24 protein-coding genes and 1 tRNA gene are annotated in these 24,487 nt (G+C 64.8%); 11 read left to right on the forward strand and 14 right to left on the reverse strand.

What is annotated here, in order from left to right:
• Positions 1-17 precede the first annotated feature (17 nt).
• Together ACNJYD_RS14745 and ACNJYD_RS14750 are read right to left on the reverse strand one after the other, a co-directional pair.
• Positions 18-1,148, reverse strand: a complete 1,131-nt coding sequence (locus ACNJYD_RS14745; protein ID WP_439366752.1) for a M20/M25/M40 family metallo-hydrolase — start codon at positions 1,146-1,148, stop codon at positions 18-20.
• Between the two features lies 1 nt (position 1,149).
• The gene (locus ACNJYD_RS14750) at positions 1,150-1,428 is read right to left on the reverse strand and encodes a hypothetical protein (protein ID WP_172783062.1); all 279 of its coding nucleotides are present in this window, start codon (positions 1,426-1,428) and stop codon (positions 1,150-1,152) included.
• Here ACNJYD_RS14750 and ACNJYD_RS14755 point away from each other — a divergent pair.
• The 3 genes from ACNJYD_RS14755 to ACNJYD_RS14765 all read left to right on the forward strand — a co-directional run bounded on the left by ACNJYD_RS14755 (position 1,415) and on the right by ACNJYD_RS14765 (position 4,825).
• The gene (locus ACNJYD_RS14755; protein WP_439366753.1) at positions 1,415-3,022 is read left to right on the forward strand and encodes an ABC transporter substrate-binding protein; all 1,608 of its coding nucleotides are present in this window, start codon (positions 1,415-1,417) and stop codon (positions 3,020-3,022) included. The two genes, ACNJYD_RS14750 and ACNJYD_RS14755, sit on opposite strands and share 14 nt — an antisense overlap.
• Positions 3,023-3,038: 16 nt before the next feature.
• Positions 3,039-3,161, forward strand: coding sequence for a hypothetical protein (locus ACNJYD_RS14760; protein ID WP_260379802.1), 123 nt, complete (start codon positions 3,039-3,041; stop codon positions 3,159-3,161).
• Between the two features lie 74 nt (positions 3,162-3,235).
• Positions 3,236-4,825 (forward strand): glycosyltransferase family 39 protein, encoded by a 1,590-nt coding sequence (locus ACNJYD_RS14765; RefSeq protein ID WP_439366754.1) that lies wholly within the window; start codon positions 3,236-3,238, stop codon positions 4,823-4,825.
• Between the two features lie 220 nt (positions 4,826-5,045).
• Here ACNJYD_RS14765 and ACNJYD_RS14770 read toward each other — a convergent pair whose 3' ends face one another.
• Positions 5,046-5,186, reverse strand: a complete 141-nt coding sequence (locus tag ACNJYD_RS14770) for a hypothetical protein (RefSeq protein WP_439366755.1) — start codon at positions 5,184-5,186, stop codon at positions 5,046-5,048.
• 54 nt (positions 5,187-5,240) lie between these two features.
• Entirely contained in the window at positions 5,241-6,488 is a 1,248-nt protein-coding gene (locus ACNJYD_RS14775; protein ID WP_439366756.1) for a multidrug effflux MFS transporter, read from the reverse strand.
• A 339-nt stretch (positions 6,489-6,827) separates the two neighbouring features.
• Here ACNJYD_RS14775 and ACNJYD_RS14780 point away from each other — a divergent pair, with 339 nt between their 5' ends.
• Complete coding sequence (locus ACNJYD_RS14780; protein WP_439367478.1) at positions 6,828-8,129, forward strand: hypothetical protein; 1,302 nt, start codon at positions 6,828-6,830, stop codon at positions 8,127-8,129.
• Between the two features lie 9 nt (positions 8,130-8,138).
• Here the strand turns inward: ACNJYD_RS14780 and ACNJYD_RS14785 are convergent.
• Positions 8,139-8,227, reverse strand: a tRNA-Leu gene (locus ACNJYD_RS14785).
• A 172-nt stretch (positions 8,228-8,399) separates the two neighbouring features.
• Between ACNJYD_RS14785 and ACNJYD_RS14790 the strand changes: the two genes are divergently transcribed.
• Positions 8,400-8,822 (forward strand): twin-arginine translocation pathway signal, encoded by a 423-nt coding sequence (locus ACNJYD_RS14790; RefSeq protein WP_212258108.1) that lies wholly within the window; start codon positions 8,400-8,402, stop codon positions 8,820-8,822.
• Positions 8,823-8,847: 25 nt separating this feature from the next.
• Here the strand turns inward: ACNJYD_RS14790 and ACNJYD_RS14795 are convergent, their stop codons facing one another.
• Positions 8,848-10,050, reverse strand: a complete 1,203-nt coding sequence (locus tag ACNJYD_RS14795) for an FAD-dependent monooxygenase (RefSeq protein WP_439366757.1) — start codon at positions 10,048-10,050, stop codon at positions 8,848-8,850.
• A 20-nt stretch (positions 10,051-10,070) separates the two neighbouring features.
• Positions 10,071-10,316 (reverse strand): zinc-finger domain-containing protein, encoded by a 246-nt coding sequence (locus ACNJYD_RS14800; RefSeq protein ID WP_007602543.1) that lies wholly within the window; start codon positions 10,314-10,316, stop codon positions 10,071-10,073.
• Between the two features lie 307 nt (positions 10,317-10,623).
• Here ACNJYD_RS14800 and ACNJYD_RS14805 point away from each other — a divergent pair, with 307 nt between their 5' ends.
• Both ACNJYD_RS14805 and ACNJYD_RS14810 read left to right on the forward strand, forming a co-directional pair.
• Positions 10,624-11,760 carry a hypothetical protein gene (locus tag ACNJYD_RS14805; RefSeq protein ID WP_439366758.1) on the forward strand — a complete coding sequence of 379 codons (1,137 nt, stop codon included), beginning with the start codon at positions 10,624-10,626 and terminating at the stop codon, positions 11,758-11,760.
• A gap of 164 nt (positions 11,761-11,924) precedes the next feature.
• The gene (locus ACNJYD_RS14810) at positions 11,925-12,680 is read left to right on the forward strand and encodes an alpha/beta fold hydrolase (protein WP_439366759.1); all 756 of its coding nucleotides are present in this window, start codon (positions 11,925-11,927) and stop codon (positions 12,678-12,680) included.
• 94 nt (positions 12,681-12,774) lie between these two features.
• Here the strand turns inward: ACNJYD_RS14810 and ACNJYD_RS14815 are convergent, their stop codons facing one another.
• On the reverse strand, positions 12,775-13,710 hold the full coding sequence (locus ACNJYD_RS14815; protein ID WP_439366760.1) for a LysR family transcriptional regulator: 936 nt from the start codon (positions 13,708-13,710) through the stop codon (positions 12,775-12,777).
• A gap of 109 nt (positions 13,711-13,819) precedes the next feature.
• Here ACNJYD_RS14815 and ACNJYD_RS14820 point away from each other — a divergent pair, with 109 nt between their 5' ends.
• On the forward strand, positions 13,820-14,233 hold the full coding sequence (locus ACNJYD_RS14820) for a hypothetical protein (protein ID WP_439366761.1): 414 nt from the start codon (positions 13,820-13,822) through the stop codon (positions 14,231-14,233).
• Positions 14,234-14,440: 207 nt separating this feature from the next.
• On the opposite strand, the gene ACNJYD_RS14825 is transcribed toward ACNJYD_RS14820, so the two are convergent.
• Both ACNJYD_RS14825 and ACNJYD_RS14830 read right to left on the reverse strand, forming a co-directional pair.
• Complete coding sequence (locus tag ACNJYD_RS14825) at positions 14,441-15,262, reverse strand: dienelactone hydrolase family protein (protein WP_439366763.1); 822 nt, start codon at positions 15,260-15,262, stop codon at positions 14,441-14,443.
• A 134-nt stretch (positions 15,263-15,396) separates the two neighbouring features.
• On the reverse strand, positions 15,397-16,800 hold the full coding sequence (locus ACNJYD_RS14830; RefSeq protein WP_212258115.1) for a hypothetical protein: 1,404 nt from the start codon (positions 16,798-16,800) through the stop codon (positions 15,397-15,399).
• Between the two features lie 290 nt (positions 16,801-17,090).
• On the opposite strand from ACNJYD_RS14830, the gene cysE reads away from it, so the two are divergent.
• Complete coding sequence (gene cysE / locus ACNJYD_RS14835; protein ID WP_172783075.1) at positions 17,091-17,915, forward strand: serine O-acetyltransferase; 825 nt, start codon at positions 17,091-17,093, stop codon at positions 17,913-17,915.
• Positions 17,916-18,046: 131 nt separating this feature from the next.
• Positions 18,047-18,265 carry a DUF3126 family protein gene (locus tag ACNJYD_RS14840; protein WP_007602550.1) on the forward strand — a complete coding sequence of 73 codons (219 nt, stop codon included), beginning with the start codon at positions 18,047-18,049 and terminating at the stop codon, positions 18,263-18,265.
• A gap of 387 nt (positions 18,266-18,652) precedes the next feature.
• Here the strand turns inward: ACNJYD_RS14840 and ACNJYD_RS14845 are convergent, their stop codons facing one another.
• The 4 genes from ACNJYD_RS14845 to ACNJYD_RS14860 form a co-directional block, all read right to left on the reverse strand.
• Positions 18,653-19,072 (reverse strand): hypothetical protein, encoded by a 420-nt coding sequence (locus ACNJYD_RS14845; RefSeq protein WP_439366765.1) that lies wholly within the window; start codon positions 19,070-19,072, stop codon positions 18,653-18,655.
• Positions 19,073-19,183: 111 nt separating this feature from the next.
• Positions 19,184-21,019 carry a caspase family protein gene (locus tag ACNJYD_RS14850; RefSeq protein WP_212258117.1) on the reverse strand — a complete coding sequence of 612 codons (1,836 nt, stop codon included), beginning with the start codon at positions 21,017-21,019 and terminating at the stop codon, positions 19,184-19,186.
• A gap of 37 nt (positions 21,020-21,056) precedes the next feature.
• Complete coding sequence (locus tag ACNJYD_RS14855; protein WP_212258118.1) at positions 21,057-22,886, reverse strand: caspase family protein; 1,830 nt, start codon at positions 22,884-22,886, stop codon at positions 21,057-21,059.
• Between the two features lie 287 nt (positions 22,887-23,173).
• Positions 23,174-23,881 (reverse strand): hypothetical protein, encoded by a 708-nt coding sequence (locus ACNJYD_RS14860; protein ID WP_212258142.1) that lies wholly within the window; start codon positions 23,879-23,881, stop codon positions 23,174-23,176.
• Positions 23,882-24,102: 221 nt separating this feature from the next.
• On the opposite strand from ACNJYD_RS14860, the gene ACNJYD_RS14865 reads away from it, so the two are divergent.
• Positions 24,103-24,432 carry a DUF6949 family protein gene (locus ACNJYD_RS14865; RefSeq protein WP_212258119.1) on the forward strand — a complete coding sequence of 110 codons (330 nt, stop codon included), beginning with the start codon at positions 24,103-24,105 and terminating at the stop codon, positions 24,430-24,432.
• Positions 24,433-24,487: the final 55 nt, after the last annotated feature.

Genomic DNA, 24,487 nt, shown 5'->3' on the forward strand with positions numbered 1-24,487 from the left:
GCGGAATAGCTTCGCGATCACTCCAGCGTCGCCAGCAGCCCCGCCATCAGCCGACCACGCTCAACGAGACTTTCGACTTCGATATACTCCTCCAGCGTGTGGCCATTGCCGCCGCGCACGCCGAGGCCGTCGAGCGTCGGGATTCCCATCGCGCCGGTGAAGTTGCCGTCGGAGCCGCCGCCGGAGCTTGCATGCGGCAGTTCCATGCCAAGGGATTTGGCGATGCCGCGCGCCTTCTCATACAGCGCCATGGTGCCGGCATCCGGCTCCCAGACCGGCCGCGTCACGCCGCGCGTGACCTTGAAGGTGACATCGTTGCTGGTGCCCGACAGCGCCAGCATCCGCTCGACACCGCGATCGAGATCGGCCTGGCGCTTGGCCATCGACAGCGCTTCGCCCGTCGCGGTGGTGGCAACGCAATTGACCCACTGGCCGCCGTGCACGACGCCGACCGAGAAGGTGCAATCCTCCGTCGTCATCGCGTCGATGCTGAGAATCTGCCGCGCCATCTCGCGGATCGCCGAGCGTCCCGCCGACAGCGTGGCGCCGGCGTGGCTCGGCCGGCCCGTCGCCTCGAGGTTGAAGCGTGCGATGGCGTAACGTCCGGTGGTGACGCCGTTGTCGGCGCGACCGGGCTCCGGCACCAGCACGTATTTGTTGCGCGCGGCCTCAGCCTCGATGATGTCGCGCGTCGAGGGCGTGCCGACTTCCTCGTCCGGCGTGAACAGCACCGTGATCGGCAGCGGCGTGGTGAAGGATGCGCGCGCCAGCTGCCGGATCGCTTCCAGCGAGAGATAATTGCCGCCCTTCATGTCGTAGATGCCGGGGCCGTAGCATCTGTTGCCCTCGCGCCGCCATTTCAGCTTCTCGATGGTGCCGACCGGGTGGACGGTGTCCATGTGGCCGGCGATCAGGATGCCCGGCTCGCCCTGCTTCGGGTGGGGAAAGCGCGCGCGGATGACGCCGGCAAAACCCTGGCGGCCGGCGATGCGCTCGATCGTCGCACCCATGATCGCCATATCCCGCGCCGCGATATCGAGCATGCGGTCCACGGCGCCTGCGTTCCAGGTCGGGCTTTCGCATTCGACCCAGCCGCGCAAGCCCTCGAGCATGGCCTCGGAATCAAAGGGGAGATTGGCAGGATTCATCTCAATGTCTCTCGAGCTGGAAAGATGGAACGCGCATTGCATCGGCGCGGTCAGGACAAGTGGAGGTGTTGTAGAGCCAAATCGATCCCGGTGGAGCCCGTGCATGCGCCGCAAGGGCTTGCAACGAAACCGGATTGACGCGCTCGGCACTGTCTGCAAGTCTCGAAAAGATAAAGGCATTGCATATGGTTAGTTCGCCCAAAGAACGAACCGGATGCTCAACCAATAATCCGCCTTTGAACAGTTTCACGTCAGGAGAACTTTCTATGTTCCACTTCATGCGCCGGGGGCCTCGTGCGTTCGCCTCCACACTTGCGCTGTCGGTCGTCGCGCTTTCGACCGCGCTGGCCTCGCCAGTGCTTGCGGCCGGCAAGACCCTCACCGCAGTGATGCACTCGGATTTGCGCATCATCGACCCGATCTTCACCACGGCCTACATCACGCGTGACCATGGCTACATGGTTTACGACACGCTGGTGGCCACCGATTCCAACTTCAAGGTCCAGCCGCAGATGGCGGACTGGAAGATCTCCGACGACAAGCTCACCTACACCTTCACGCTGCGCGACGGTCTGAAGTGGCATGACGGTGCGCCGGTTACGGCGGAAGATTGCGTCGCTTCGCTGAAGCGCTGGGCCGCGGTCGACGGCATGGGCCAGAAGCTCATGGACTTCACCGCCAGCATCGAGGCGACCGACGCCAAGACCATCACGCTGAAGCTGAAGGAGCCCTACGGCCTCGTCCTCGATTCCATCGGCAAGCCGTCCTCGCGCGTCGCCTTCATGATGCCGAAGCGCCTTGCCGAGACGCCGGCGGATAAGCAGATTCCCGAGCAGATCGGCTCGGGCCCCTTCAAGTTCGTGCAGGGAGAATTCCAGCCCGGTGTGAAGGCGGTCTACGTCAAGAACACCGATTATATTCCGCGCAAGGAGCCGGCGAGCTGGACCTCCGGCGGCAAGGTGGTGAAGGTCGATCGCGTCGAGTGGCTCACCATGCCGGACTCGCAGACCGCGGTGAATGCGCTGCAGTCGGGCGATATCGACTTCATGGAGAACCTGCCGTTCGACATGCTGCCGGTGCTGGAAGCGAACAAGGAGCTCACGATCCAGGTCCTGAACAAGTTCGGCTTTCAGACTCTCGGCCGGATGAACTTCCTTCATCCGCCGTTCGACAACGTGAAGGTGCGGCGTGCAGCGTTGCTGGCGATCAATCAGAAGGACGTGCTCGACGCGCTGGTCGGCAATGCCAAATATCAGAAGATCTGCGGCGCCTTCTTCATTTGCGACACGCCGCTCGCGACCGATGCAGGCTCCGAGACCCTGGTGAAGGGGAACGGCATGGCGGAAGCCAAGAAGGCGCTCGCCGAGTCCGGCTATGACGGCACGCCGATCGTGATCATGGCCCCGGGCGACGTCACGACGCTGAAGGCGCAGCCGATCGTCGCGGCCCAGCTGCTGCGCGAAGCCGGCTTCAAGGTCGACCTGCAGGCGACCGACTGGCAGACGGTGGTGAGCCGCCGTGCGAGCCAGAAGCCGCCGAAGGAAGGCGGCTGGAACATGTTCTTCACCAACTGGGTCGCGGCCGACGTGTCCAACCCGATCGCCAATCTCTCGATCGGCGGGCAGGGCAAGAAAGGCTGGTTCGGCTGGGCGGAGGACGCCAAGATCGAGCAGCTCAAGGACGCTTTCGTCCGCGCGTCCTCGATCGACGAGCAGAAGAAGATCGCCGCCGACATCCAGAAGCAAGCCTATGAGCAGGTGATCTACATTCCGCTCGGGCAGTATCTCATCCCGAGCGGCTGGCGCAAATCGCTGGCCGGCGTGCTCGACGGTCCCGCGACGCCGGTGTTCTGGAACGTCGACAAGTCGGAGTAAGCCGGGGACCTCCTTCGTGACCTCGGACAAAAAGGCGGCGCCGCTGATCAGCGGCGCCGCTGTCTTTTCGGCTAAGAAGGCGCGTGCTTTTAACCCTTCCAATCTGCAATTCTTGCTATTTGCTTCAATCCTGAAATAGATGCGTCGTCCGCGCGCATCTTTTTTCCGTCTTCAAATCTGATTCCCGTGCCGATCGATTTTGCACTTCAGGCGATGGCCGAACGGTCAGATCGCGCACCGGCGCGTTGGCGGCGGCCGTTCCTGCGCTGGCTCGACGGTGTCGAGGCCGGCTGGGCCGTGCCGCTTCTCATCGCCTGCTTCGTTGTGATCTGGACGCTCTATCTGGCGATCGCCTATGCCGGCGGCGGTCTGCACCCCGATACGCTCGAGGCCTGGACCTTGGGCCGGCATTTCGCCTGGGGCTATCACAAGCACCCGCCCTTGAGCGGCTGGATTGCCGCCGCCTGGACCTCCGTCTTCCCACTCAGCGACTGGTCGTTGCAGTTGATGGCGATGGCCAATGCCGGGCTTGCATTGGTCTTCGTCGACCGCATCGCGCGGCAATTCGTGACCGGGCACAGGCGCGTCCTGGTGCTGCTGCTCCTGATGCTGACGCCGGTCTACCAATTTCACGCCCAGCGCTTCAATGCCAATTCGGTGCTGCTGGCAATCTGGCCGCTTGCGACCTGGTGCTTCCTGCGCGCATTCGAGACGCGCGCCTGGTCCTGGGCAATCGCGGCGGGATGCACGACCGCGCTGGCGATGGTCGGCAAATATTACTCGATCTTCCTCGTCGCGAGCTTGGCCTTCGCCGCGCTGGCGCACCCGGCGCGGCGCGCTTATTTCAGCTCGGCTTCGCCATGGATATCGGTGGTCGTGGGGCTCGCGGTGCTGTCGCCCCACATCCATTGGCTCGCGACCACGGGCGCTTCGACCTTCACCTACGCGCTGGCGCATGCCAACGGCAACCTCGCAACCTCACTCCACGAGGTGAGAAACTTTCTGCTCGGACTGGCCGCGGCGATGAGCATATCGGCCGTGATCTGGCTGCTCATCGCAGGACCGCGCCTAAGGCAGTTTCCGGCCGACTTCGCGGCCATGAGCCCGGGCCTGCGGCTTCTGTTCTACGTCGCGATCGGCACGATCGTGCTTCCGCTGCTGACGTCGCTTGTGATGGGCACCGATTTGCCGTCACTCTGGGCGTTGCAGGGCCTGTTCCTGTTCGCCATTCTCGTGGTCTGCGGCACCAGCTATCGGATCGAGCGCTTCCACACGGTCAACGTCACGATGATCGTTGCCGGCGCTGCGCTCGCCGCCGTCCTGGTCGCGGCGCCGATCCATGCCGTCCATCGCAACAATCACGGCTATGAAGAGGGCCGGAATTTTTACGTGCAGGCGGCCAGCGAATTGACGCGCCAGTGGCGCGAGGTGACCGGCGAGCCGCTTAGCGCCGTCAGCGGCGACGATGCACTCGCCTTCGCGACGGCGTTCTACAGCCCCGACCATCCCTATTACGCGCGGCCGTTCGCGCATCAATACACCTGGGGCCTGCCGCGCAGGACGACGCTGGACCGCGGCTGGGCTGCACTCTGTTTCCAGGGGCAGGAGCACTGCAATCGCTGGCTGGAATGGGTGTCCGCCCGTGGCGGACGTTTCGTCAGGCGCGAGTTCACCGTGCAGGCCTCGCTATGGGGCCGGCTTGGCGTGTCTCGCGAGGTGATCGTGCTGATGGCGCTGCCGCAAGCAAGCCCGGCACCGAGCGCTGCGGATGATTTCAGCGCCAGCCGGCGAGGAACCCACTAGACGCCATGCTGAAGCGCGACGAAATGAAGCCAACGAAGCAAGGACGGAGGTGCGCTCCCTCTCCCGCTTGCGGGAGAGGGTTGGGGAGAGGGTGCTTCCGCAATGGGATAGTCTCCTAGAGGAGAAAGCCCTCACCCGCGCCTACGGTGCAACCTCTCCCGCAAGCGGGAGAGGTTGCACCGAGCCTGCCGCAATCGATTTGACCTAAACCCATTCCCGCCTAGCAATGGCTGTCGCGCACCTGCTCGAGCCCCTCGCTCGCAAGAGGCGCGGTGAACGTGACCTGCTCGGCCTGCGGTTCAGACGGCTCCACATTTTGAAGCTTTGCCTCAGCGTGGTCTTCGCGATGTTCCAGTTCCATTACAGCATCCTCTAGAATTGCTGCAGGACAACATCGAGGCCGCCTCCTGGTTCCTCAGACGGGACGATGATGCGGCCTGAACAGCCGTCCCTTCTCGACCACCAGCACGATCGCGACCGCGGCGAGAGTGGACAGGAAGAAGCCGATCGAGAAGGGCAGCAGCGTGCCGTCGAAGCTCTGCCCGATCGCCATGCCGACCACGATTCCGATCAGCGTGGTGATCGAGCCGTAGAGCGAGGAGGCGGTGCCGGCGATGTGGCCCTGCGGCTCCATCGCGAGCGCGGTGAAGTTGGCGACCATCATGCCGAACGAGAACATCATCAGGGCGGAGAGCACCATGAACAGGGCGAGCGGCAGCACGCCGAGGCATTCCGTCAGCAGCATCACGCCGGCCACGAATGTGTAGAGCATCAGCGCGCCGTGCGAGATCACGCGCATGCCGAGCCGGCCGACCAGCCTCGCATTGAGGAAGCCGGCGATGGCGGTGCCGGCGGCGATCGCGGCGAAAGCGAGCGGGAAATATCGGCCGAGATGATAGATGCCGGTGAAGACCTGCTGGGCGCAGAAGACATAGGCGAACAGCGCGCCGATGACGCTGCCGGCCGCGGTGGCATAGCCGATGGTCTGGCGATGGGTCACGGTCTGCCGGAACGCCGAGAGCACGTCCGCGGGCGCCAGCGATCGGCGCTCGGACGGGGGGAGCGTTTCAGGCAGCCGCAACACGCACCATGCGAGTGCGAGCAAGCCATAGAGCATCAGCACCACGAAGATGCCGCGCCACGCCGTCACCAGCAGCACCGCCTGTCCGAACGAGGGGGCGACCACGGGCACCGCGATGAACACCATCATGGCGAGCGACATCACGCTCGCCATGCGGCGGCCGACATAGCAGTCGCGTACGATCGAGGTCGCGATCACGCGCGTCGCCGAGGTGCCGAGCCCCTGGAGCGCACGCGCCAGCAACAGCGTCTCGAACGAGGGTGCGGCGACCGCCAGCACGCTCGCCACCGCATAGACCGCCATGCCGCCGAGCAGCACCGGCCGGCGACCGAAACGGTCCGACAGCGGGCCCATGACGAACTGGCCGGCGCCGAAGCCGATCAGGAAGGTCGACAGCACGAGTTGAAGATGGTTCTCGACGGGAATCTTGAAGGCGGCGCCGATATTGGGCAGTGCCGGCAGCATCATGTCCATGGCGAGCGGATTCAGCGCCATGATGGACGCGATCACGATGACGAATTCCGGAAAACCCATCGGGCGGTGTCCCGCGGACACCCAATCGTCGGCATTGACGTCAGACAAGAAGCTTACCCCTGCAATCGAAGGACTTATCTAGCCTTGATGCTGCGTTGCACAACCCATGTTTCGGGATGGCTGGCAGGCGGAGCAGGGGCGGTCAAGACCTGGTGAGGCCCCCGCTGCCGGCCTGATGGTCATGCTCGACCGATCGCGGCGCGCATGGAAGCGCTTTCCGAAACCGCGTCAACGAGGGTAGGGCCCGGCAACCAGGGATTCACCATAAGATCGCGCATGGCCCGCCGGGGAGATGAATCGGCAACACGTCCTGTCCATTGTGGCCGGACCGGCTCCGCAACGGCGCCGGGAGAAGCCAGGCCAAGCAGGGTATCGCCCGTGTCCGACATGTCCGGTGCAGCACGATGGTTGGCGCCTGCGGCGAGTGCCGGCAAGCGCAACGCCTGGCTTGCCTGCCTGATCGCGCTGACGGCGCTGCTGGCGCTCGGCAATCTCGCCAACGATGCCTCGCTCGACCTGCCCTATGGCTGGGACGTCCGGGTCAATTGCGCAGCCGTCGATGCGCATGCCGAAGGGCTCGATCCCTACTTCGTCAAGAACCTGAAGGGCACCACATATTCTTATCCCTATCTGCCGGTGACGCTGGACGTTTTCCGTCCGCTCTGCGCGGGCGGCGTTCTGGTCGATCATTACAGAGGCATCTATCTCGTCCTCGCCGTGCTCTGCGGGCTGCTTCTGCCAGGCCTCGGCCGAACGCGTCCCAGCGCGCGCGATGCTGGGCTGAAGGTGCTCTGCGCGCTCGGCGCGTTCGTCGGTTTCGAATTTGTGGTGGCGTCGGGCAATTTTGCGCTGCTGAGCGGTGTGCTGACCACGATCGCGCTGAAGCTCCTGCTTCGCCCGCGCGCGCTCGAACGAGATCCGAGCTTTTCCTTGCGCCTCACCGGCGCTGCGCTGCTCGGTCTCGTCACCTCGTTCAAGCTGGTGTTTTTCCCGGTGCTGGCGGCGCTCTATTTCCTGCCGCTGCCGCGCGGCCGCAAGCTGGCCCTGATCGCGGTGGCCGTCTTCGCCTTCGCGTTGCCGGTCGCGGTGTCGCGGCTGTTGCATCCCGATCTGTTCGCGAGCTGGCTGCTCGCGATCGCGGGACAGATTCCCGGCCAGCATGCCGTCGGTCTCGTCGAGACCAATCCGTCGCTCTTGCTGCTGGCGCGCGACCTCATGGCCCAGGCCGGCGTCAGTGACGGCAAGCCGGCGATGTTGGCGGCCTATGTGCTCGCGGCACTCGCGCTCGTGCTCGTGCCGTTCGCGCTGTGCGTCCTGCGGCTGGCTGCGAGCGGATCGGTGCGGGGATGGGCATCGCTCCCGACCGAGCTCGATCGCTGGCTGATGGATCACCCGCGCACGGCCATGCGCATCACGGTGCTCGCCATGTTCGCGCTCTATCTCAGCTCGCCGCGTCTGAAGGAATATGCCTTCTTCGAGCTCGCGCTCTATGCCGCGATCCTCATCGTCGATCTTCCGCCCCTGGCGCTAGCGGCCGTTCTCGGCGTCGGCCTCGCCCTTCCGGCACTGGTCTCGCTTCTGGGAGCGCCGATCGAGGGCACCTTCATCCTCCTCGTCACCGCGCTGATCTGCTTCTGGATCCTGCTGCTCGATTTCCGCGCGGAGCCGAAGCGCCTCGAGCAGGGATGAGCCAATCGATGGTGCGGGCAGCCGGGGTCGAACCGGCACAGCGCTTGCGCACCGAGGGATTTTAAGTCCCTTGCGTCTACCAATTCCGCCATGCCCGCTTGATCCAACGAGATCAAACACTTAAGTCCGTTCCGGCGGTCTGGAATTGGCGCGTTCGCAGCCGAAAGGACGGTACTTCCTTAAGCGAGCCGGGCGCACAAGGCAAAGCCTCAATCCGGACATCTGTTGCTGCTTTAGGCATTCTCAATCCACGGGGGCTATTCATCCGGCATGGCTGCTTCGTTTTCCTCTTCGCTGCGCGGCGTTGGCGCGCTGTTCGCGCTGCTTGCGGCTGGCCTTGCGCTGTCCGGCTGCGCCAGCGTGAGCGAGACGATCGCGCCGGCCTTCGCCGATCCCGCCAAATACGAATTGTACGATTGCAAGCAGCTGGAGACCGAGCGCAAGGGGCTCGCCAAGCGCACTGACGATCTGCGGGCGCTGATGCAGAAGGCCGAGACCGGGACCGGTGGCGCGGTCGTGTCCGAGCTCGCTTATCGCAACGATTATGTCGCCGTGCGCGGGCAGGCCCAAATGGCCGAGGACGCCTGGCGCCGCAACAGATGCCGGGAGTCGCCGCCTGAGGAGCCGCCGCCTCCGGCATCGCCCGCGGCCGCCGCCAAGCCCGCAGCGAAATCCGGCAAAGCCGCCCGCTGAGGCGTCCTGCCGAGCGCACTTCGCCTCAAGGCCGCCAGCCGTAGATCCAGTCCTGCCGCGCCAGCATGCGCTCCGGGCCGAGCGCGCGGATCGCGAGATCGCGTGCGAGCGCCAGCGGCCCGCTGAGATGATAGATGCGACCCTGCTGCCGCGCGGTCCGCTGCACCCGCCGCACCCGCGCCTGGCGCGCACGGCCGTATTGCGTCAGCGCGGCGGCGACCTCTTTGCTGCTCTCGGCGGCCTCGAGGCTCAAATGCCGGGCGAGCACGGCGGCATCCTCGATCGCCATGCCGGCGCCTTGCGCTGCGAACGGCAGCATCGCATGCACGGCATCGCCGAGCAGCGCCACCGAACCCTTGCTCCAGGGGCAGCCGTCGGGGACGCCGAACAGCGCCCATTTGCGCCAGCTGTCGACCGCGGCGAGCATCATCCGCGCCGCCGGCGGCCAGCGTGGGCCGGCAAAGGCGTCCATCGCCTCGCTGACATCGCCGGGCGTGCTCCAGCCCGGCCGGTTCCAGGTGCCCGTCAGCACCGCGACCACGTTGATCTGGCGCCCGCCCGCGATCGGATAGGCCACCAGATGGGCGTTCGGTCCCATCCAGAGCTGCACCCGGCGCGCGGTATAGTCCTTCGGCAGCTGCGTGGCATCGAGCGTGCCGCGCCAGGCGATCAGCCCCGAGAAACGCGGCTGCACCTCGGGAAACAGATGCTGGCGCACCGTCGACCAGATGCCATCGGCGCCGATCAGCGCGCTGGCGAGATCGCTGCGGCGGATCGTGCCGCTGCGATGGACCACCGTCAGGCCCTTGGCATGGGGCGCCACATCCTCGAACGTCGCGCCCAGCTTCAGGTCGATGTCGGGATGGTCGGCAACGGCGCCGGCGAGGGCCGATTGCAGGTCGGCACGGTGCACCACCCAATAGGGCGCGCCGGCGCGCGCGGATGCGGCTTCGCCGAGCGGCATGCGCAGCAGCTCGCCGCCGGCGCGCGCGCTCATGATCGAAACCGCCTCCGGGGTGACGGCGCGCAGCTTGAGGCGTTCGGTCAGGCCGAGCTCGACCAGCACGCGGCTGGCATTGGGGGAGAGCTGCAGGCCGGCGCCGACTTCCTCGAGGCGTTCGGCCTTTTCCAGCACGACGATGCGGAAGCCGCGCGCCGCGAGCGCGAGTGCGGCCGTCAGGCCACCGATGCCGGCACCGGCGATGACAATCGTTCGGGAGAGCGCCACCCCTTAACCGGTGGACGCGGTCAGGCCACCTTGTCCTTCAGCACGCATTCCGGCGGGCGGGCTTCGCCCGCCTTCAGGTCGGCCGCGAAGCGGTACAGCGTCGAGCAATAGGGGCAGATGATCTCGTTGTCGTTGCCAAGGTCGAGGAAGACGTGCGGATGGTCGAACGGAGGGTTGGCGCCCACGCACATGAACTCTTGCGAGCCGATCTCGATGACGGGGACACCGGCATCGTTATGAAAGTGCGGGACGACATGGTCGGACATCGTAGTTCATCCTGGAGTGGCAGAGGCGGCAGACACAATCAACGACTGACGCGGCATCTTTGAGGCGCCGCGGACCATACTGGCGGGTGCAGATGATTGCTAGTCCAATGGAACCGAAAAGCTCCGCAAGCGCCCCATGCTCATTGGCTCATGCAAATTCGACACAATCTTGCGGCCTGAGAGAAGCCCTTCTTTCGTCGGGGACGTTGTGTCGCAATTTTGGCATACTATCTCTGTGGTTGCGTGAAATCGGGACGAAAGGCGTATCGTTCCGCGCGGGCATCCAAGGGCATCCGGGCTTTTCCACATGAAGTGGTTTCGAATCAGTACGGCGTTGGCGGGAGTGGCCGCGTGCGGCTTCATGCTTGCGCAGGTGGCGCCGCATGCCCGCGAGGCCGGCGCGATCCTGGCCGCCCAGGACGATCCGGCCGCACTCTCCGAACTGAAGCTCGATGCAGTGCTGCGGCACAACGACCGCCTGGTTCAGGACAATATCGAGGCCGCGCTCGCCGCCGGCGATGCCGATCTCGCCGACAGTTTCGTGGCGCTGGCGCGTGACCGCAACATCGCGCTTCCCGACGATCTCCTGAGCCGCGTCGGCGACGCCGTGAAAGCGGAGAATTCGACCTCGCATTTCGCCAAGCGCTTCGCCACCGGTCTCGTCACCGGCAACGCGGACGATGTCGCGAGCCTGTCCGGGACCGTGGCCGGCGATCTGTTCGTGTTCGGCGACATCAGGGACGTGGTGCGCGAGGGCAAGCACCTCGCCATGGGTGAGGAGACCGACCGCCTCGTGCTCTCTCTTGCGGCGGCCGGCCTTGCGGTGACGGCGGCAACCTACGTGTCCGTCGGCGGTGCCGCGCCGGTGCGCGCCGGACTGACGCTGGTGAAGGATGCGCGCAAGCTCGGACGGCTCGGCGAGGGGCTCGCCGCATGGGCCGGCCGGTCCGCGCGCGAGGTCGTCGACACGCCGATGCTCCGGAACGCGGTGGCATCCGGCTCGGTGCTGCGGCCGGGCCAGACCGTGAGCGCGATCAAGGCCGCGTTCCGCGCCGAGAAGGCCGGTGCGCTGGTCCGCCTCGGCAAGGACGTCACGCGCGTCGCCGGAAAGACCGGCACGCGCGGGGCGATGGATACGCTGCGCATCGCCGAAGGTCCGAAGGATGTCGCGCGCGCGGCGCGGCTTGCGGAAGCCCATGGCAGCAAGACCCGGGCCATCATGAAGCTGCTCGGTCGGGGCGCGCTGCTGCTCGTCGGCGGCGCGTTCGATCTGGCGCTCTGGCTGTTTGGCGCGGTCGTGACCCTGTTCGGCCTGCTCTCCTCCATCAAGGCGACGACCGAGCGCCTGACCCAGGCCTGGTGCGATCGCAGGCGAGCGCGGCGGCTTCGCCGCGCGCAGATTGCCGCCGAAGCTGCGCTGGAAGCTGCGGCTCTCAAGGCCTAAAGCGGACGAAATTGCGGTCAATCGTCGGCGCACTCCGGGTCATTGTTTGAGCATGATCTCCGCGCAAGCGCGCTCCGCGTCTGTCGCGCGGAAAAACCGCTGCACATCTGTCCGGATCGTGCTCTAAGATCGGCCATTCCCCTCCAGACCTCACGGAACTGATGATGCCGAGCTTTCACAACGGCGCCGTTGAAATTGCCTATCTCGACGAAGGCGAGGGCGATCCGATCATCCTGGTGCACGGCTTTGCCTCCAGCAAGAACGTGAACTGGGTCTATCCGACCTGGGTTTCGGAACTGCGCAAGAACGGCCGGCGCGTGATCGCGCTCGACAATCGCGGCCATGGCGAGAGCGCAAAGCTCTACGAGCCCGCGCAATACTCCATTCCCGTGATGGCCGGCGACGTGCTCGCGCTGATGGATCATCTCGCCATCCCGCGGGCCGACATCATGGGCTATTCGATGGGCGGGCGGATGACGGCCTGGCTCTCCCTCAACGAGCCGCAGCGCCTGCGCTCGGCGATCCTCGGCGGCATCGGCATCGGCGGCCTGATCGAGGGCAGCGGCCCCGGCGAGAACGTGGCGAAGGCGCTGGAGGCGCCCGCGCTGGATGACGTCACCGATCCCGTCGGCCGCACGTTTCGCGCGTTCGCCGACCAGACCCGCTCCGACCGCCGCGCGCTCGCCGCGTGCCTGCGCGGCACGCGCGATCTCATGACCCGCGAGGAAGCCGCGCGCATCGACGTGCCGGTGCTGATCGCAGTCGGCAGCGCCGACGACGTCGCAGGAAGTGCCAGCGCGCTCGGCGCCATCATCCCCGGCGCGGAAGTGCTGGACATTCCGAACCGCGACCACATGCGTGCGGTCGGCGACAAGGTCTACAAGACCGGCGTGCTGGATTTCCTGTCACGGCGGGGGTGAGTTGGCAAAGGGCCAAGCGGGGGTCTTCGCCTACTAATCCCTAGGACCTTTAGCCCAGTTTCTTGGCGCCTCAATTTCCGTGTCGACCGCTGCTTCACGCTGCCTCGTCGCTGAACACGGCGGGAAGCGTGTTGAGGAACGACATGACGCGCTGCGTGCGCAGGGGCGGGCGGCGGTCGGAGGTGCGCACCATCCATAGCGGTTCCTTAGGTGCGCGCCAGGGCGCCAGCACTTCGACCAGCCGGCCGGTGCGAAGGTCTTCGCCAACGAGCCACGCTGGCCCCCAGCCGATCCCAAACCCATTCGCGATCAAAGCGAGCGAAGCATGCGCGTCGTCGCAAATGTGCTTGGGCTTGGGCGTGACGCGCATGGGCCCTTTGCCGCGCGGGTCGGCGAAGCGCCAGGTCAGGATCTGACCGCTCGCGGGATTCCGGAAGCCGACGTGGTCGTGCGCGGAAAGCTCAAAGGGAGTGGCCGGCGCGCCGCGCGCGTTGAGATAGGCGGGCGAGGCGCAAGCGATCCAGGAGAACGTGCAAAGCCGCCGCGCCTGATGGCCCGGCGCGCGGTCGAGGGGCCCTGAGCGGATCGCGACGTCGACGCCTTCCGCCGCGAGATCGAGAATCTCGTTGCGGAATTTGACCTCGATCTCGATTTCCGGTCGTTCCCGCAGGAACGCGGGCAGCCGCGGCAGGATGCAGGCGCGCGCGAACGAAGCGGGGGCGGTCACGCGCACCCGTCCGCCATCGTCGCGCGCGACTTCGCCGAGCGCGGATTGGACACGGGCGAGACTTTCAACCAAGGCGCGTCCCGCCGCCATCAGCCGGTCGCCCTCTTCGGTCAGCGCCAACGAATGGGTGGAGCGATGCAAAAGCCGCAACCCGTGGGCCTTTTCGAAGCGGGCGACCGCCTTGGACATCGCCGAGGTGGTCGTCCCCGCCCGCCGCGCGGCTTCGGCGAACGAGCCCGCCTCGACGACGCGGACGAAGGCGAGGAGACGCGAGAGATCGGGAGGCAAGGTCGTTGTGGACATAGAGTCCACATAGCCATGGCCAGGCGATCACTACAAGAGACATTCCCGAACGGCTAATTCAGGGAGCGTCAGCGCGCATTCTGCGGCGCTTTAAAACGCGGGAAGTCCCATGAACCCCATCGAAATCACCCTGCAAGCCCTTGACGTCGCCGAGCGCGCGATTCCACCCGGCCAGCCGGTTTATATGCTCAATCTGCTGCGCTACCGCGCGCATGCGCGCTACGAGGACGGATTCGACGCCGCGCCCTGCTCGGGCCGCGAGGCTTTTCATGAACGCTACAGGCCGGCATTCCGGCGTCTTGCGGCCGGCAAGCCGCTCGCGCGGATGTTTTCCGGGCCGGTCCTCACGAGCCTCGTCGGCGCGTCAGGCGAACGCTGGGACGAAGCGGCGATCAATGAATACGGCGATTTCGCCACCTTCCGCTCGATCGTCGACACCGAGACTTACCGGCGCGAAGCCGCCCCGCATCGGCACGCGGCGCTCGAGGATTTCCGGCTGTTCGCGCTCGCCAAGGAGATGTGAAAAATTGTGGGTGAATTACGGTGACGGTGCAGAGATCACATGCGTGCGGTCGGCGACAAGGTCTACAAGACCGGCGCGCTGAAGTTCTTGTCACGGCGCGGGTGAGGCCATGTTGCCTGAGTTGCCACGCGCTTTGACGTCCTCGCCCAGTATCTTTTACGTTGTAGACGCTAGCTGCTCGAACGTGCCGACCTGGGCCCAAAGGGATCAGTTGCGATCCTTCCGCATTTTTGTCTTGAGATCATCCGTCAGGTGGCGAACGAAAAAATCAATCACTCGTTTTCGGCTGTCGGCCGTGGCGTCGGGGCTGTAGGCGAGCGTGTGTCCTCTGTATTTGAAGGGACGGTCGCGCTGTTGATCGAAGCCATGATGTGCGTTCGGATACTCGACCACGTCAAATTCGGCGCCGGCCACCCACTTGATGTTCTTGGCTCGCAGGCAGCCGTCTGGCAACGTCCAGTCGTCATTCCCGGCAACGAAGATCAACAGCGGCGATTGTATCGCGAAGTTCGGGCTGAATGCGTGGCACTCCGGGTAATAGGCCGCCACGGCTCTAAATCGGGCTTCGGCTGTCCCCCTGGCGATCTCGATCGCTGCGCTACCTCCGCTGCTCAAGCCGAGTGCAAATAGATTGTCCTTGCTGACTTTCGGGTTCCTCTCCAGAAAAGCCTTCGCGTTAAAGGCATCGTCCTTTCGAAAGCGGGACGCCTCCAGTCCACAACCCTTTCCTCCGCCGAGATTCCGCGGCCCGAAACTATCAAGAATGAATGCGCCAAAGCCGGCCGCTTGCAGGTTCTTCGCGTGCGCCTGAAGGGTCGCCACGCCAAACCGGTCGAGCCCGCCACAGGTATGCATCAAGACGACCACGGGAAAAGGCCCGGGTCCTGGAGGAAGCGACAAGGTGCCAGTCAGAATTGCGGTCCGCTCGGAAGGAGAGACAACGCTCTCGAACGAGAGCGTTTCAGCCTCGAGCCGGGTCGACAACAGGACCGTCAACGCGGCCGCAATGGTGCAGGCGACACGATGCATAGATTTTCCCCCTTTTGAATCCAAACAGCGCGGTTGTTATCGCCGTACAGGGCAGGCGGCAGTCCAGTCGATCCGAGCGACGTAACCGCGCGGCGTTTCTCCATGGAAATACGACCTCGACGAAGCGGAAGCTGCTAATGCCGATGGCGGCCGCCTGGTTGGCGAACGTCCTGGCCCGCATCGCCAGGTCCCCAACGCCGCGCCGCTGCCATCAGCGCCACGAACGTCGCAACCCACACCATGCGCGCGCCGTAGCGGTCGTGGGGCCCTGAGATCACGCCGCAGATGAAGGCGTTGCCGAGCAGCGCCAGCGTCACCGTTCCGGCCAGCAGCGTCAGATCGTCCAGCCGGCGGTTCGCCAGCGCTTGGGCAAGCAGCGCGACCAGCGCCAGCATCGAGGCCAGCGCGACCGGGACATGCAGCCAGTTCACGTAATCGAAATTGATACCCCAGTTCTGCTGCCGCGCCGCGCGCATCGGCGCGGCCTGTGCGGGGATGTAGCGCTCGATGATGCCGCGGGTGTGGGGAATCCAGCCGTTGGTGCCTTCGCCGGTCGCCACATGCAGCAATTGCTGCCCCATCGCGCGCAGCGCCGCGCCGGCCTGCCAGGCCGGATAATCCTTCAGCGACTGCACGACGATGGTGCCCATCTCATCGTTGAGCCCATTGAAGCGGCCGAGCGTGTTGAACATGCTCTTGCCCCACAGGAATTCGTCGGCGCTCGCGGGCAGCTCGTTGCGGTAGGGGCAGAGCTTGTAGCGTTCGCGCGGGCAATGGTCGTTGAGATATTGTGCGACGATGCCGTCCTGCATCATGCGGCCGAAGGCGACGCCGTAGCCGCCGGGCGTCCAGGCCAGCTTGCCGGACAGCGCGTAATTTGCCGACACCAGCATCAGGCCGCCCGCGACGATGGTGAGGCTCGCCTGCGTCAATCCGGCGAGCGGCAGCCGCCCGCCCGCGAACGGCCGCATCATCCAGCCGGCGGCGCACAGCCCCAGCAACACGCCGAGCGTGGCGCTGTGGGTCGCCACGGCAAAGGCGGTGAAGACGAACAGCGAAATCTTCTCGCGCGCCGAGGTGCGGCTTGCGCCGACCACCAGCAGAAACAGCGACAGCACCGAAAGCCCCGCAAAGATGTCGGTAAGCAGCATGCTCGCAAGCCAGGGCAGCGCGGTCGACAGCATCAGGCCGAAGCTGATCGCGACGAAGCGGAAGGTCTGCATCAAACCCAGCACGCGAAGCGTGAGCTGCAGCAGCCACAGCGTCGCCAGCGACTGGACCGCGAGGTTGATCCAGAAGCCAAAACCCTCGCCATAGTGCAGGTAGAGGCCGAACACCGTGGAGCGGCTGGGGACGAGATAGCCCTCGTACCAGCGCGCCAGATAGCCGCCGGTATCCCATTGCAACAGCGGATAGCCGTTCCAGACCGCCGGCGCGATCATCAGGAGGGGCAAGAGAAGTGGCAAGGCCACCGCCGCCAGCCGCAGCCAAAACGTATCAGCTGCGCGCGCGCGCAATTGATCGGTGGTGATGCTCAAATCCGCTCCCAGCCTCGCTTCGGATCAATGACCCCAATAACGGCTCAAAGAGAATTCACCAATAGTTTGAGGCCGCCCGGCTTGAATTTGGCGAAACTCTGACCACTTTGAGCCGACCTTGCCGCTTGGGGCGTCAAAAGAAACTGTTGTGTTTCAAGGCCTTAGCATGCTCTGTGGGGCAAGATGCTGTTCACTCTCAGGCAAGCCCGTCAGGACTTTGTCGCCTAGACTGTGCTATACAGAGAGCAAAAGACGCCCATTCGAAGAGCAAAATTCCAAAGAGAAAATCCATGGCAGTGCATCAGGTCAATCCGGGAGGAAAGCTCGCATCGCTCGATCCGATCTGGGACCGGATCCGCGGCGAAGCGGAGGACATCGTCCGACGCGAGCCGGAGCTTGCGACCTTCATCTATTCGGCGGTGCTGCATCACGGCCGCCTCGAAGATTCGGTGGTCCACCGCGTCGCCGACCGGCTCGATCATTCCGCACTGTCGGGAGATCTCGTGCGCCAGGCCTATTCCGAGGCGCTGCGCGACGATCCTGATCTCGGCAACGCCTTCCGCGCCGATCTCGTTGCCGTCTACGATCGCGATCCCGCGACCTCGCGCTTCATCGATCCCTTGCTCTACTTCAAGGGCTTTCACGCCATCCAGACCCATCGCCTCGCGCACTGGCTCTATCTGAAGGGCCGCAAGGATTTCGCCTATTACCTTCAGAGCCGATCGTCGGCGGTGTTCCAGACCGACATCAATCCCGCCGCGCGCATCGGCCGCGGCATCTTCCTCGACCACGCCACCGGTTTCGTCTGCGGCGAGACGGCTGTGATCGAAGACGACGTCTCGATCCTGCACGGCGTCACGCTTGGCGGCACCGGCAAGGAGAACGAGGACCGTCACCCGAAGATTCGCCATGGCGTGTTGATCGGGGCCGGCGCAAAAATCCTCGGCAACATCGAGATCGGCCATTGCGCGCGCATCGCCGCCGGCTCGGTCGTGGTCAAGCCGGTTCCGCACAATGTCACGGTCGCGGGCGTGCCGGCCAAGATCGTCGGCGAGGCCGGCTGCGCCGAGCCGTCGCGCACCATGGACCAGATGATCAACGCGATGGGGCTCTGAGAAGGCTTTTGATGCTGAGATGGGCCGGATTTTCCGGCCCTTTTCGTCCCAAAATTCTTTGACAATTCGTGCTGGCGGTTCGCCGCGTCTCGTCCTAAAACCCGCCGACCATTTTCGATCGGAGACTTGCCGTGGACGTCAAAGAAGTCAGAAAGTTGGATGCGTATCTGAAGCGCGTATTCGGCAATCCCAAGATCCGCGTCGTGCCGCGGCCGAAGAAGGACGATTCCGCCGAGGTCTATATCGGCGAGGAATTCATCGGCGTGCTCTTCGTCGACGACGAGGACGACGATCGCTCGTTCCAGTTCCAGATGGCGATCCTCGAGGACGATCTGGTCGATCAGGAGTAGTTTGTCACGGCGTCGTCGCGAGCGACGCGGAGTCTTCGCTCGCGCCGCGGCGTTCTCCGTGTCCCGGACGCACCGCAACGCTCCATAGCGTTGCAGTGCAGAGCCAGGACCCAGAAGTCACACGCCGCATCTCTCCAGCATAGGCCCCGGCTCAGCAGCGCACCGTCGAAGAGACGCTGCGCTGCGTCTGGGGCACGCGGAGCTATCGCAATTTGAGAGCTTTTCCCTGCGGCCATACATTCGAGACGCCCGCTTGCGGCGGGCCGTCAGGATAAGGGCGGAGTGCGCGGCCGCAGCTTCAACGGGCACTGACGTCGATTGGTCTCATCTTGAGGAGGCGCGTAGCGCCGTCTCGAAGGACGAGGCGTGCGCGCAGGCCGCCGCCCATCAGTCATATGCAATAGCTCTGCATCGAAAACAGAGGCGCGCTCTCTCCACATCGTCATTGCGAGCGTAGCGAAGCAATCCAGAGTCTTTCCGCTGAGGGGAATTCTGGATTGCTTCGCTGCGCTCGCAATGACGAACAGCAGCATCACGGCCCGTAAATTCTATCTCTTGCAAAAATGCGCAGCCGTGCCGTGGCGTCAGCGAGATGGCAGAAGCTGTTTGTGCCCGCCGCAGAGCGCAGGAGGAATTGGAAAGGCGCTCATCGATGCCGCCCTGGCGCGCACCGCGCGATTGGCCTGCCGACGGCAGTATGTCGACACGTCGGGCGTATTGCCCAGCTGCTTTCCTCGGTTGCAGCCGATCGAGGAACTTGAACATCTCGGCAAAATGCGGGTCGTCATAGCGTACGATCTGCCGCATCATTCCGATCAGGGTACGATCAAGCTTCCATAGTTCTGCTCAAACTTCTTACCCCAACACGCCCGCACCGCTCTAGCATTGCTGGAGCGGCATCTGATCAGCTCTACGTGCTCAATTGCAGATTTCAGCGTTACCGGCACCTAGGGTGCTGGTCCTGCCAATTCCGCTCACCTCCAGTCGGCAGCCCGGCCGGACGGGACGACAGCCCGCACTATTGCAATAGATCTGTCCCGTCGCCTGAGGCTTCGAGGGCGTGCTCTCAACCTTCTTCCGCTCGTCGTCCCGCGGTCTGGCGTCTTCGCGCGTTGGCACCGGCTTTTTGTCCTGGACCTTCTCGCATTCATTGTCGTCGTTGATACGATAACCAGCGCGGCAGGTGATCTTCACGCAAGTGCCGCCGTCCGCCTTGAAGCCGCGATCGCACACCAGCGGGCAGACCCGGCCCGGGTTGGCCTTGATGGCATCGAGGGCGTCGAAGCTCGCGAGCTTGGCGTCGAATTTCGTTCCCGCATATTTGTTGAACAGCGTCAGCGAGCGCTGTGACGACGCATTCCAGTCGCCATCGGCGGCGGCGGCCAGACAACCGACGCGGCGCAGCTCCGACTGCACCAGCTTTGCGGTCTCCTGCGGGGAGAGACTGGGCGACGATTGAGTTGGGGACACAGCCGCGACCTTCTGCTCGGCCTGCGCCTTGTCACTTGCCTGCTTTGCAGCGAGCTCAGCAGCCGCCTTGTCGTTCGCAAGCTTGTCGGCGAGCGCCTTTTCGGCAGCCTGCTTGTCAGCCAAGGCTTTGGCGACAGCCGCTTCTGCGTCCTTCCTGCGCTGCTCGGCGGCAGCTGCCTTGGCTTCCTCGACCTGCTTGGCCTTCTCCGCCGCGGCCTTGGCGTCCTCAGCGGCCTTCGCGGCCGCTGCCGCTTTCTCCTGCTCGGCCTTCTTGGCGCGGTCGGATGCCAGCCGGGCCTTCTCGTCCTCGGCCTGCCTGGCCTTCTCCGCAGCCGCGGCGCGGGTTTCTTCGGCGGCGATCTTGTTCAGCTGACCCTTGGCGAGATTGGAATAGAAGCCGCTCGGGAAGCGATCGAGGAAGGCCGTCCATCCGTCACGCGTGCCGAGCTGAAGCGCCAGTTCGTAGTCGCGCCGGATTTCGGCGTCGGGGTTGGCTTGCGGGCCGGTGGCGATGGGCTTGACCGCAACCAGCGGCACGTCATCGCCGCCGAGCGAGCCGTAGACATAAGGCTCCTGCTTGTAGCCCGTGCTCTTGAGCACATCATCGCGCACGAAGCCGAACGCCTTGCGCAGGTCGAGCCCGGGCGTTGGCAGACGTTCGACCAGAGCCGCCGCGAACGGGCTGTTCTTGGAGTTGCCGTCCGAAGCGGTCGAGCCCGCCTTCGCCGCGAAGGCAATCATGGTGTTCGGGCTGGTCGGCTCGACCTTGGCGAGCCCGCGGCCGATGGCGCGCGAGGCAACCGTGCGCTTCATCGTCTTGGCGAAGGGATTGTCGCGGCAGGCGTCCAGGATGACGAGGCGCAGTTGCTTGGCCGGCTCCACCGCAAAGAGCGCGCGGTCCAGCGCGACGGTCTCGTCGAGCACGTCGCCGTCCGTTTCCAGTGCGGCATCAGTGGGGATCAGGTAGTTGGTGCCGTCCAGCTCGATGCCGTGTCCCGCATAGTAGATCACGGCAACTTCGGCGTCGCGGGTTCGGCCCGCAAACTCGCGCAACGACCTGCGCATGTCGGCGGCGTTAAGGTCGAGCCTGACATCGACGGTATCGAAGCCGGCCGTCTTGAACATGCCGCCGACCAGCGCGGCATCATTCGCCGGGTTCGCCAGCCGCGCCACGTTCTTGTAGGCCGAGTTGCCCATGACGAGCGCAACGCGCTTCTCGGCCATTGCCGGACCGCATCCGAGCCATACGGCAAGCATCAACAAAAGAAACCGAAGCGCGCTCATAACAGCCCCAAGTCACCAAGCAGCCTCCGACGGCCGCTCAATCGCAGATTTCGCGAGGCGAAGTAATGACATTGCCATTGCGAGGCTGGGGATCTAGGTGACACCCTTTGGCTACGGGTCGACAGCCCGCGTTGTTGCAGTACATTTGCCCAGATGCGGAGGGCTTCGAAGGAGCCGCTTCAGTTTTTTTCCGCTCCGTGTCCCGCGCCTTGGCATCGTCGCGGGTTGCAACCGGCTTCTTGTCCTGCACCTTCTCGCATTCATTGTCGTCATTGACGCGATAGCCGGCGCGGCAGGCGATCTTCACGCAAGCATCGCCATCGGCCCTGAAGCCGTGATCGCACACCAGCGGACAGACCCGGCCCGGCTTGGACTTGATCGCATCGAGCGCCTCGAAGCTCGCAAGCTTGGCGTCGAATTTCGTTCCCGCATATTTGTTGAACAGCGTCAGCGAGCGTTGCGATGACCCATTCCAGTCGCCGTCGGCCGCGGCCGCCAGACAGCCGACACGGCGCAGCTCGGACTGAACCAGCTTCGCCGTTTCCGCAGGGGACAGGCTCGGCTGCGATGAGGTCGGGGCAACGGCTGCAACTTTCTGTGGACCATCGGCTATTTGCGGCTTCTCGGTCACCTGCCTCTCGGCGACGACCTTGTCGTTCGCAGTCTTGTCGGCGAGCGCCTTCTCGGCAGCCTGCTTGTCGGCCAAGGCTTTGGCGACAGCCGCTTCTGCGTCCTTCCTGCGCTGCTCGGCAGCAGCTGCCTTGGCTTCCTCGACCTGCTTGGCTTTCTCCGCCGCTGCCTTGGCGTCCTCAGCGGCCTTCGCTGCGGCTGCTGCTTTCTCCTGCTCGGCCTTCTTGGCGCGGTCGGACGCCAGCTTTGCCTTCTCGTCCTCGGCCTGTCTGGCCTTCTCCGCAGCGGCGGCGCGGGTTTCTTCGGCGGCAATCTTGTTCAACTGACCCTTGGCGAGATCGGCATAGAAACCGCTGGGAAAGCTAGCGAGGAAGGCGGTCCAGCCGTCACGCGTACCAAGCTGAAGCGCCAGCTCATAATCACGACGTACGGTGTCCTGTGGATTGGCTTGAGGGCCGGTGACGATTGGCTTGGCCGGAACCAGGGCCACGTCGTCGCCGCCGAGCGAGCCGTAGACAAACGGCTCCTGCTTGTTGCCGGTGGTCTTGAGCACATCATCGCGAACGAATCGAAAGGCCTTGCCGAGGTCGAGCCCCGGCGTCGGCAGGCGGTCGACCAGAGCCGTGGCAAACGGGCTGTTCTTCGCATCACCGTCCGAAGCCGTCGAGCCGGCCTTGGCCGCGAAGGCGACCATCGTGTTCGGGCTGGTCGGCTCGACCTTGGCGAGCCCGCGGCCGACGGCACGCGAGGCGATGGTACGCTTCATCGTCTTGGCGAAGGGATTGTCGCGGCAGGCGTCCAGGATGACGAGGCGCAGCTGCTTGGCCGGCTCGACCGCAAACAGCACCCGGTCGAGCGGGAACGCTTCGTCGAGAACGTCGGTGTCGGTCTCCAGCGCGGCATCGGTCGGGATCAGATAATTGGTGCCGTCAAGCTCGATGCCATGGCCGGCATAGTAGACGACTGCAACGTCCGCATCTCGGACCTTGCTGCCGAACTCGCGCAATGCCTTGCGCATGTCGACGACGTTCAGATCAAGCTTGATGTCGACAATATCGAACCCGGCCTTCCTGAACATGCCACCGACCAGGGCGGCATCGTTCGCGGGGTTCGCCAGCCTCGCCACGTTCGTGTAGGCCGAGTTGCCCATGACGAGCGCGACGCGCTTCTCGGCCAGCGCCGGTCCGGCTCCGACCCAGATCGCAACAATCAACAAAACAAACAGCCGAAGCCGCATTCCAGCCCCCGAATGCAATAGCGTCAGATTATTCGCAGGATAGCCAAACGCAATCTGTGCTCAGTGATATCAATCACACATCCATGCGGCCATCCGGGCAAACCCCGGTGCCGGTGAAAGACGCCGGCCCCCCAGTGGGCCACCGCATCGTGGCATCATGCCCTGTTTTGTCCCGACAGGTCAATCATTATTCGAAAAATACGAAAAAGCTCGATGCTGCCCCCGCTTGGCTACTGTGCATGGGGTTGTTTTCGATTTTTTATTTCGGAGGCTCCAGCCGGCCCCGCTCAGCCCCGCGGCCCGCGCAGCTGCGCCGTCAGCCTGTCCATCGCCTCCGCCACGTCGCGCCATTGCGACAGCCAGCTTCGTGGAAAGCGGAAGGTGAGGTCGGCGCCGCCGACGCGGCGCTCGGCGAGGCACATGCCCGGGGTAGCCGCATCGCGCGTGCAGCGCGCGGTCAGCGCGGGGCTCGCAGCGGAATAGAGGTCCTCGCTGCCGTAGGGCGTGTCGGTGCGGAACATCCGCATGGTCAGGCCGTCCGCCGGCATCGCCCCGGCCTGGTCGAGATAGCGCGGATAGATCGTCGTCGTTCGCTGCTCGGGCGAGAGCGCATCGTGATGGGCCGCGATCGACAGGAAGATGCGGTCGATCGATTGCAGCGCCGCTTCCGCCGTGTCGGAGGTGACGTGCTTGGGCGCGCCGGGCGGCTCCAGCGAGGGATAGAGGAAGTCGAGATCGATGCGTTCCTGCGGCCCCGAGTGCCGCTGGATCTTCATCCGGATCGCGGTGACCGGCAGGTTGAACAACGTGCCGCCGACACTCACCGGCAGCTTGTCCGGGGCGTTCGCGCCGCCGCTGCCCCAGGTCGGCCACAACAGATAGGCGACCAGCGCGACCGCAGCCATTGCCGCCGCACCGCCGAGCACGATCGGGACGACGTGCGCCCGGGTGCGCGTGCGGGGGGACCTGAGGGAAGCTGCCGAGAACAAGGTCATGAATTGCGAGGTCGACCGGAGGTCGGCCGATGGCCGACGAATCAGCGGCGAATATGCCATGCGACGGCGGTTTCGCGGAGCGTTCCCGGCTGCGGGAAGCGGGGAAGGCCCCTGCGCGGGCCGGCCGGCCGCGTTAACCTTTCCTTAAGGATAATGTAGCGTTAAGGCGCACTCTTTGTCACAGGAAGGCACGCGCGTTGCGTAAGGGCGGAGCAGTTCCGATGACACCTGAAGCTCTCAACACCTTCTTCTCGATCTGCATCGGTTTCGCGCTCGCGGGCGCGCTCGTGAACGGATACCAGGCGCTCGCGCAGCGGCCCGCCGGCTTCGGCCTGCTGCAGGACGGCGTGGCGCCGAAAACCTTCGCGGCGGTTCCGTTCCTGGTGTTCGCCGCGCCCTTCATCATCATGCGCAACACGCTGCGTGGCATGCGGGTGGAAAGCCGCCGCGTCGAGTTCGTGATGATGGCAACCCTCATCGCCGGGTTCTGGAGCATGATGAGCGGCACCTTCTTCCTGATGACGCTGCGCGCCGCCGGCCTTCTGGCCTGATGCCCGCGCGCTCGAGCGCGGCCGGCCCTTTGCGTCGGGGCGGCCGTTTGGCTAT

The sequence above is a fragment of the Bradyrhizobium sp. SPXBL-02 genome, assembly GCF_051853065.1.
In the GTDB taxonomy this organism is placed as follows: Bacteria; Pseudomonadota; Alphaproteobacteria; order Rhizobiales; family Xanthobacteraceae; genus Bradyrhizobium.

Coding starts and splice junctions, on each gene's coding strand:
- ACNJYD_RS14745 (WP_439366752.1), bottom strand. CDS start 1,148: ATGAATCCTGCCAATCTCCCCTTTGATTCCGAGGCCATGCTCGAGGGC.
- ACNJYD_RS14755 (WP_439366753.1), top strand. CDS start 1,415: ATGTTCCACTTCATGCGCCGGGGGCCTCGTGCGTTCGCCTCCACACTT.
- ACNJYD_RS14750 (WP_172783062.1), bottom strand. CDS start 1,428: ATGAAGTGGAACATAGAAAGTTCTCCTGACGTGAAACTGTTCAAAGGC.
- ACNJYD_RS14765 (WP_439366754.1), top strand. CDS start 3,236: ATGGCCGAACGGTCAGATCGCGCACCGGCGCGTTGGCGGCGGCCGTTC.
- ACNJYD_RS14770 (WP_439366755.1), bottom strand. CDS start 5,186: ATGGAACTGGAACATCGCGAAGACCACGCTGAGGCAAAGCTTCAAAAT.
- ACNJYD_RS14780 (WP_439367478.1), top strand. CDS start 6,828: ATGTCCGGTGCAGCACGATGGTTGGCGCCTGCGGCGAGTGCCGGCAAG.
- ACNJYD_RS14790 (WP_212258108.1), top strand. CDS start 8,400: ATGGCTGCTTCGTTTTCCTCTTCGCTGCGCGGCGTTGGCGCGCTGTTC.
- ACNJYD_RS14800 (WP_007602543.1), bottom strand. CDS start 10,316: ATGTCCGACCATGTCGTCCCGCACTTTCATAACGATGCCGGTGTCCCC.
- ACNJYD_RS14805 (WP_439366758.1), top strand. CDS start 10,624: ATGAAGTGGTTTCGAATCAGTACGGCGTTGGCGGGAGTGGCCGCGTGC.
- ACNJYD_RS14810 (WP_439366759.1), top strand. CDS start 11,925: ATGCCGAGCTTTCACAACGGCGCCGTTGAAATTGCCTATCTCGACGAA.
- ACNJYD_RS14815 (WP_439366760.1), bottom strand. CDS start 13,710: ATGTCCACAACGACCTTGCCTCCCGATCTCTCGCGTCTCCTCGCCTTC.
- ACNJYD_RS14820 (WP_439366761.1), top strand. CDS start 13,820: ATGAACCCCATCGAAATCACCCTGCAAGCCCTTGACGTCGCCGAGCGC.
- ACNJYD_RS14825 (WP_439366763.1), bottom strand. CDS start 15,262: ATGCATCGTGTCGCCTGCACCATTGCGGCCGCGTTGACGGTCCTGTTG.
- cysE (WP_172783075.1), top strand. CDS start 17,091: ATGGCAGTGCATCAGGTCAATCCGGGAGGAAAGCTCGCATCGCTCGAT.
- ACNJYD_RS14845 (WP_439366765.1), bottom strand. CDS start 19,072: ATGCGGCAGATCGTACGCTATGACGACCCGCATTTTGCCGAGATGTTC.
- ACNJYD_RS14850 (WP_212258117.1), bottom strand. CDS start 21,019: ATGAGCGCGCTTCGGTTTCTTTTGTTGATGCTTGCCGTATGGCTCGGA.
- ACNJYD_RS14855 (WP_212258118.1), bottom strand. CDS start 22,886: ATGCGGCTTCGGCTGTTTGTTTTGTTGATTGTTGCGATCTGGGTCGGA.
- ACNJYD_RS14860 (WP_212258142.1), bottom strand. CDS start 23,881: ATGACCTTGTTCTCGGCAGCTTCCCTCAGGTCCCCCCGCACGCGCACC.
- ACNJYD_RS14865 (WP_212258119.1), top strand. CDS start 24,103: ATGACACCTGAAGCTCTCAACACCTTCTTCTCGATCTGCATCGGTTTC.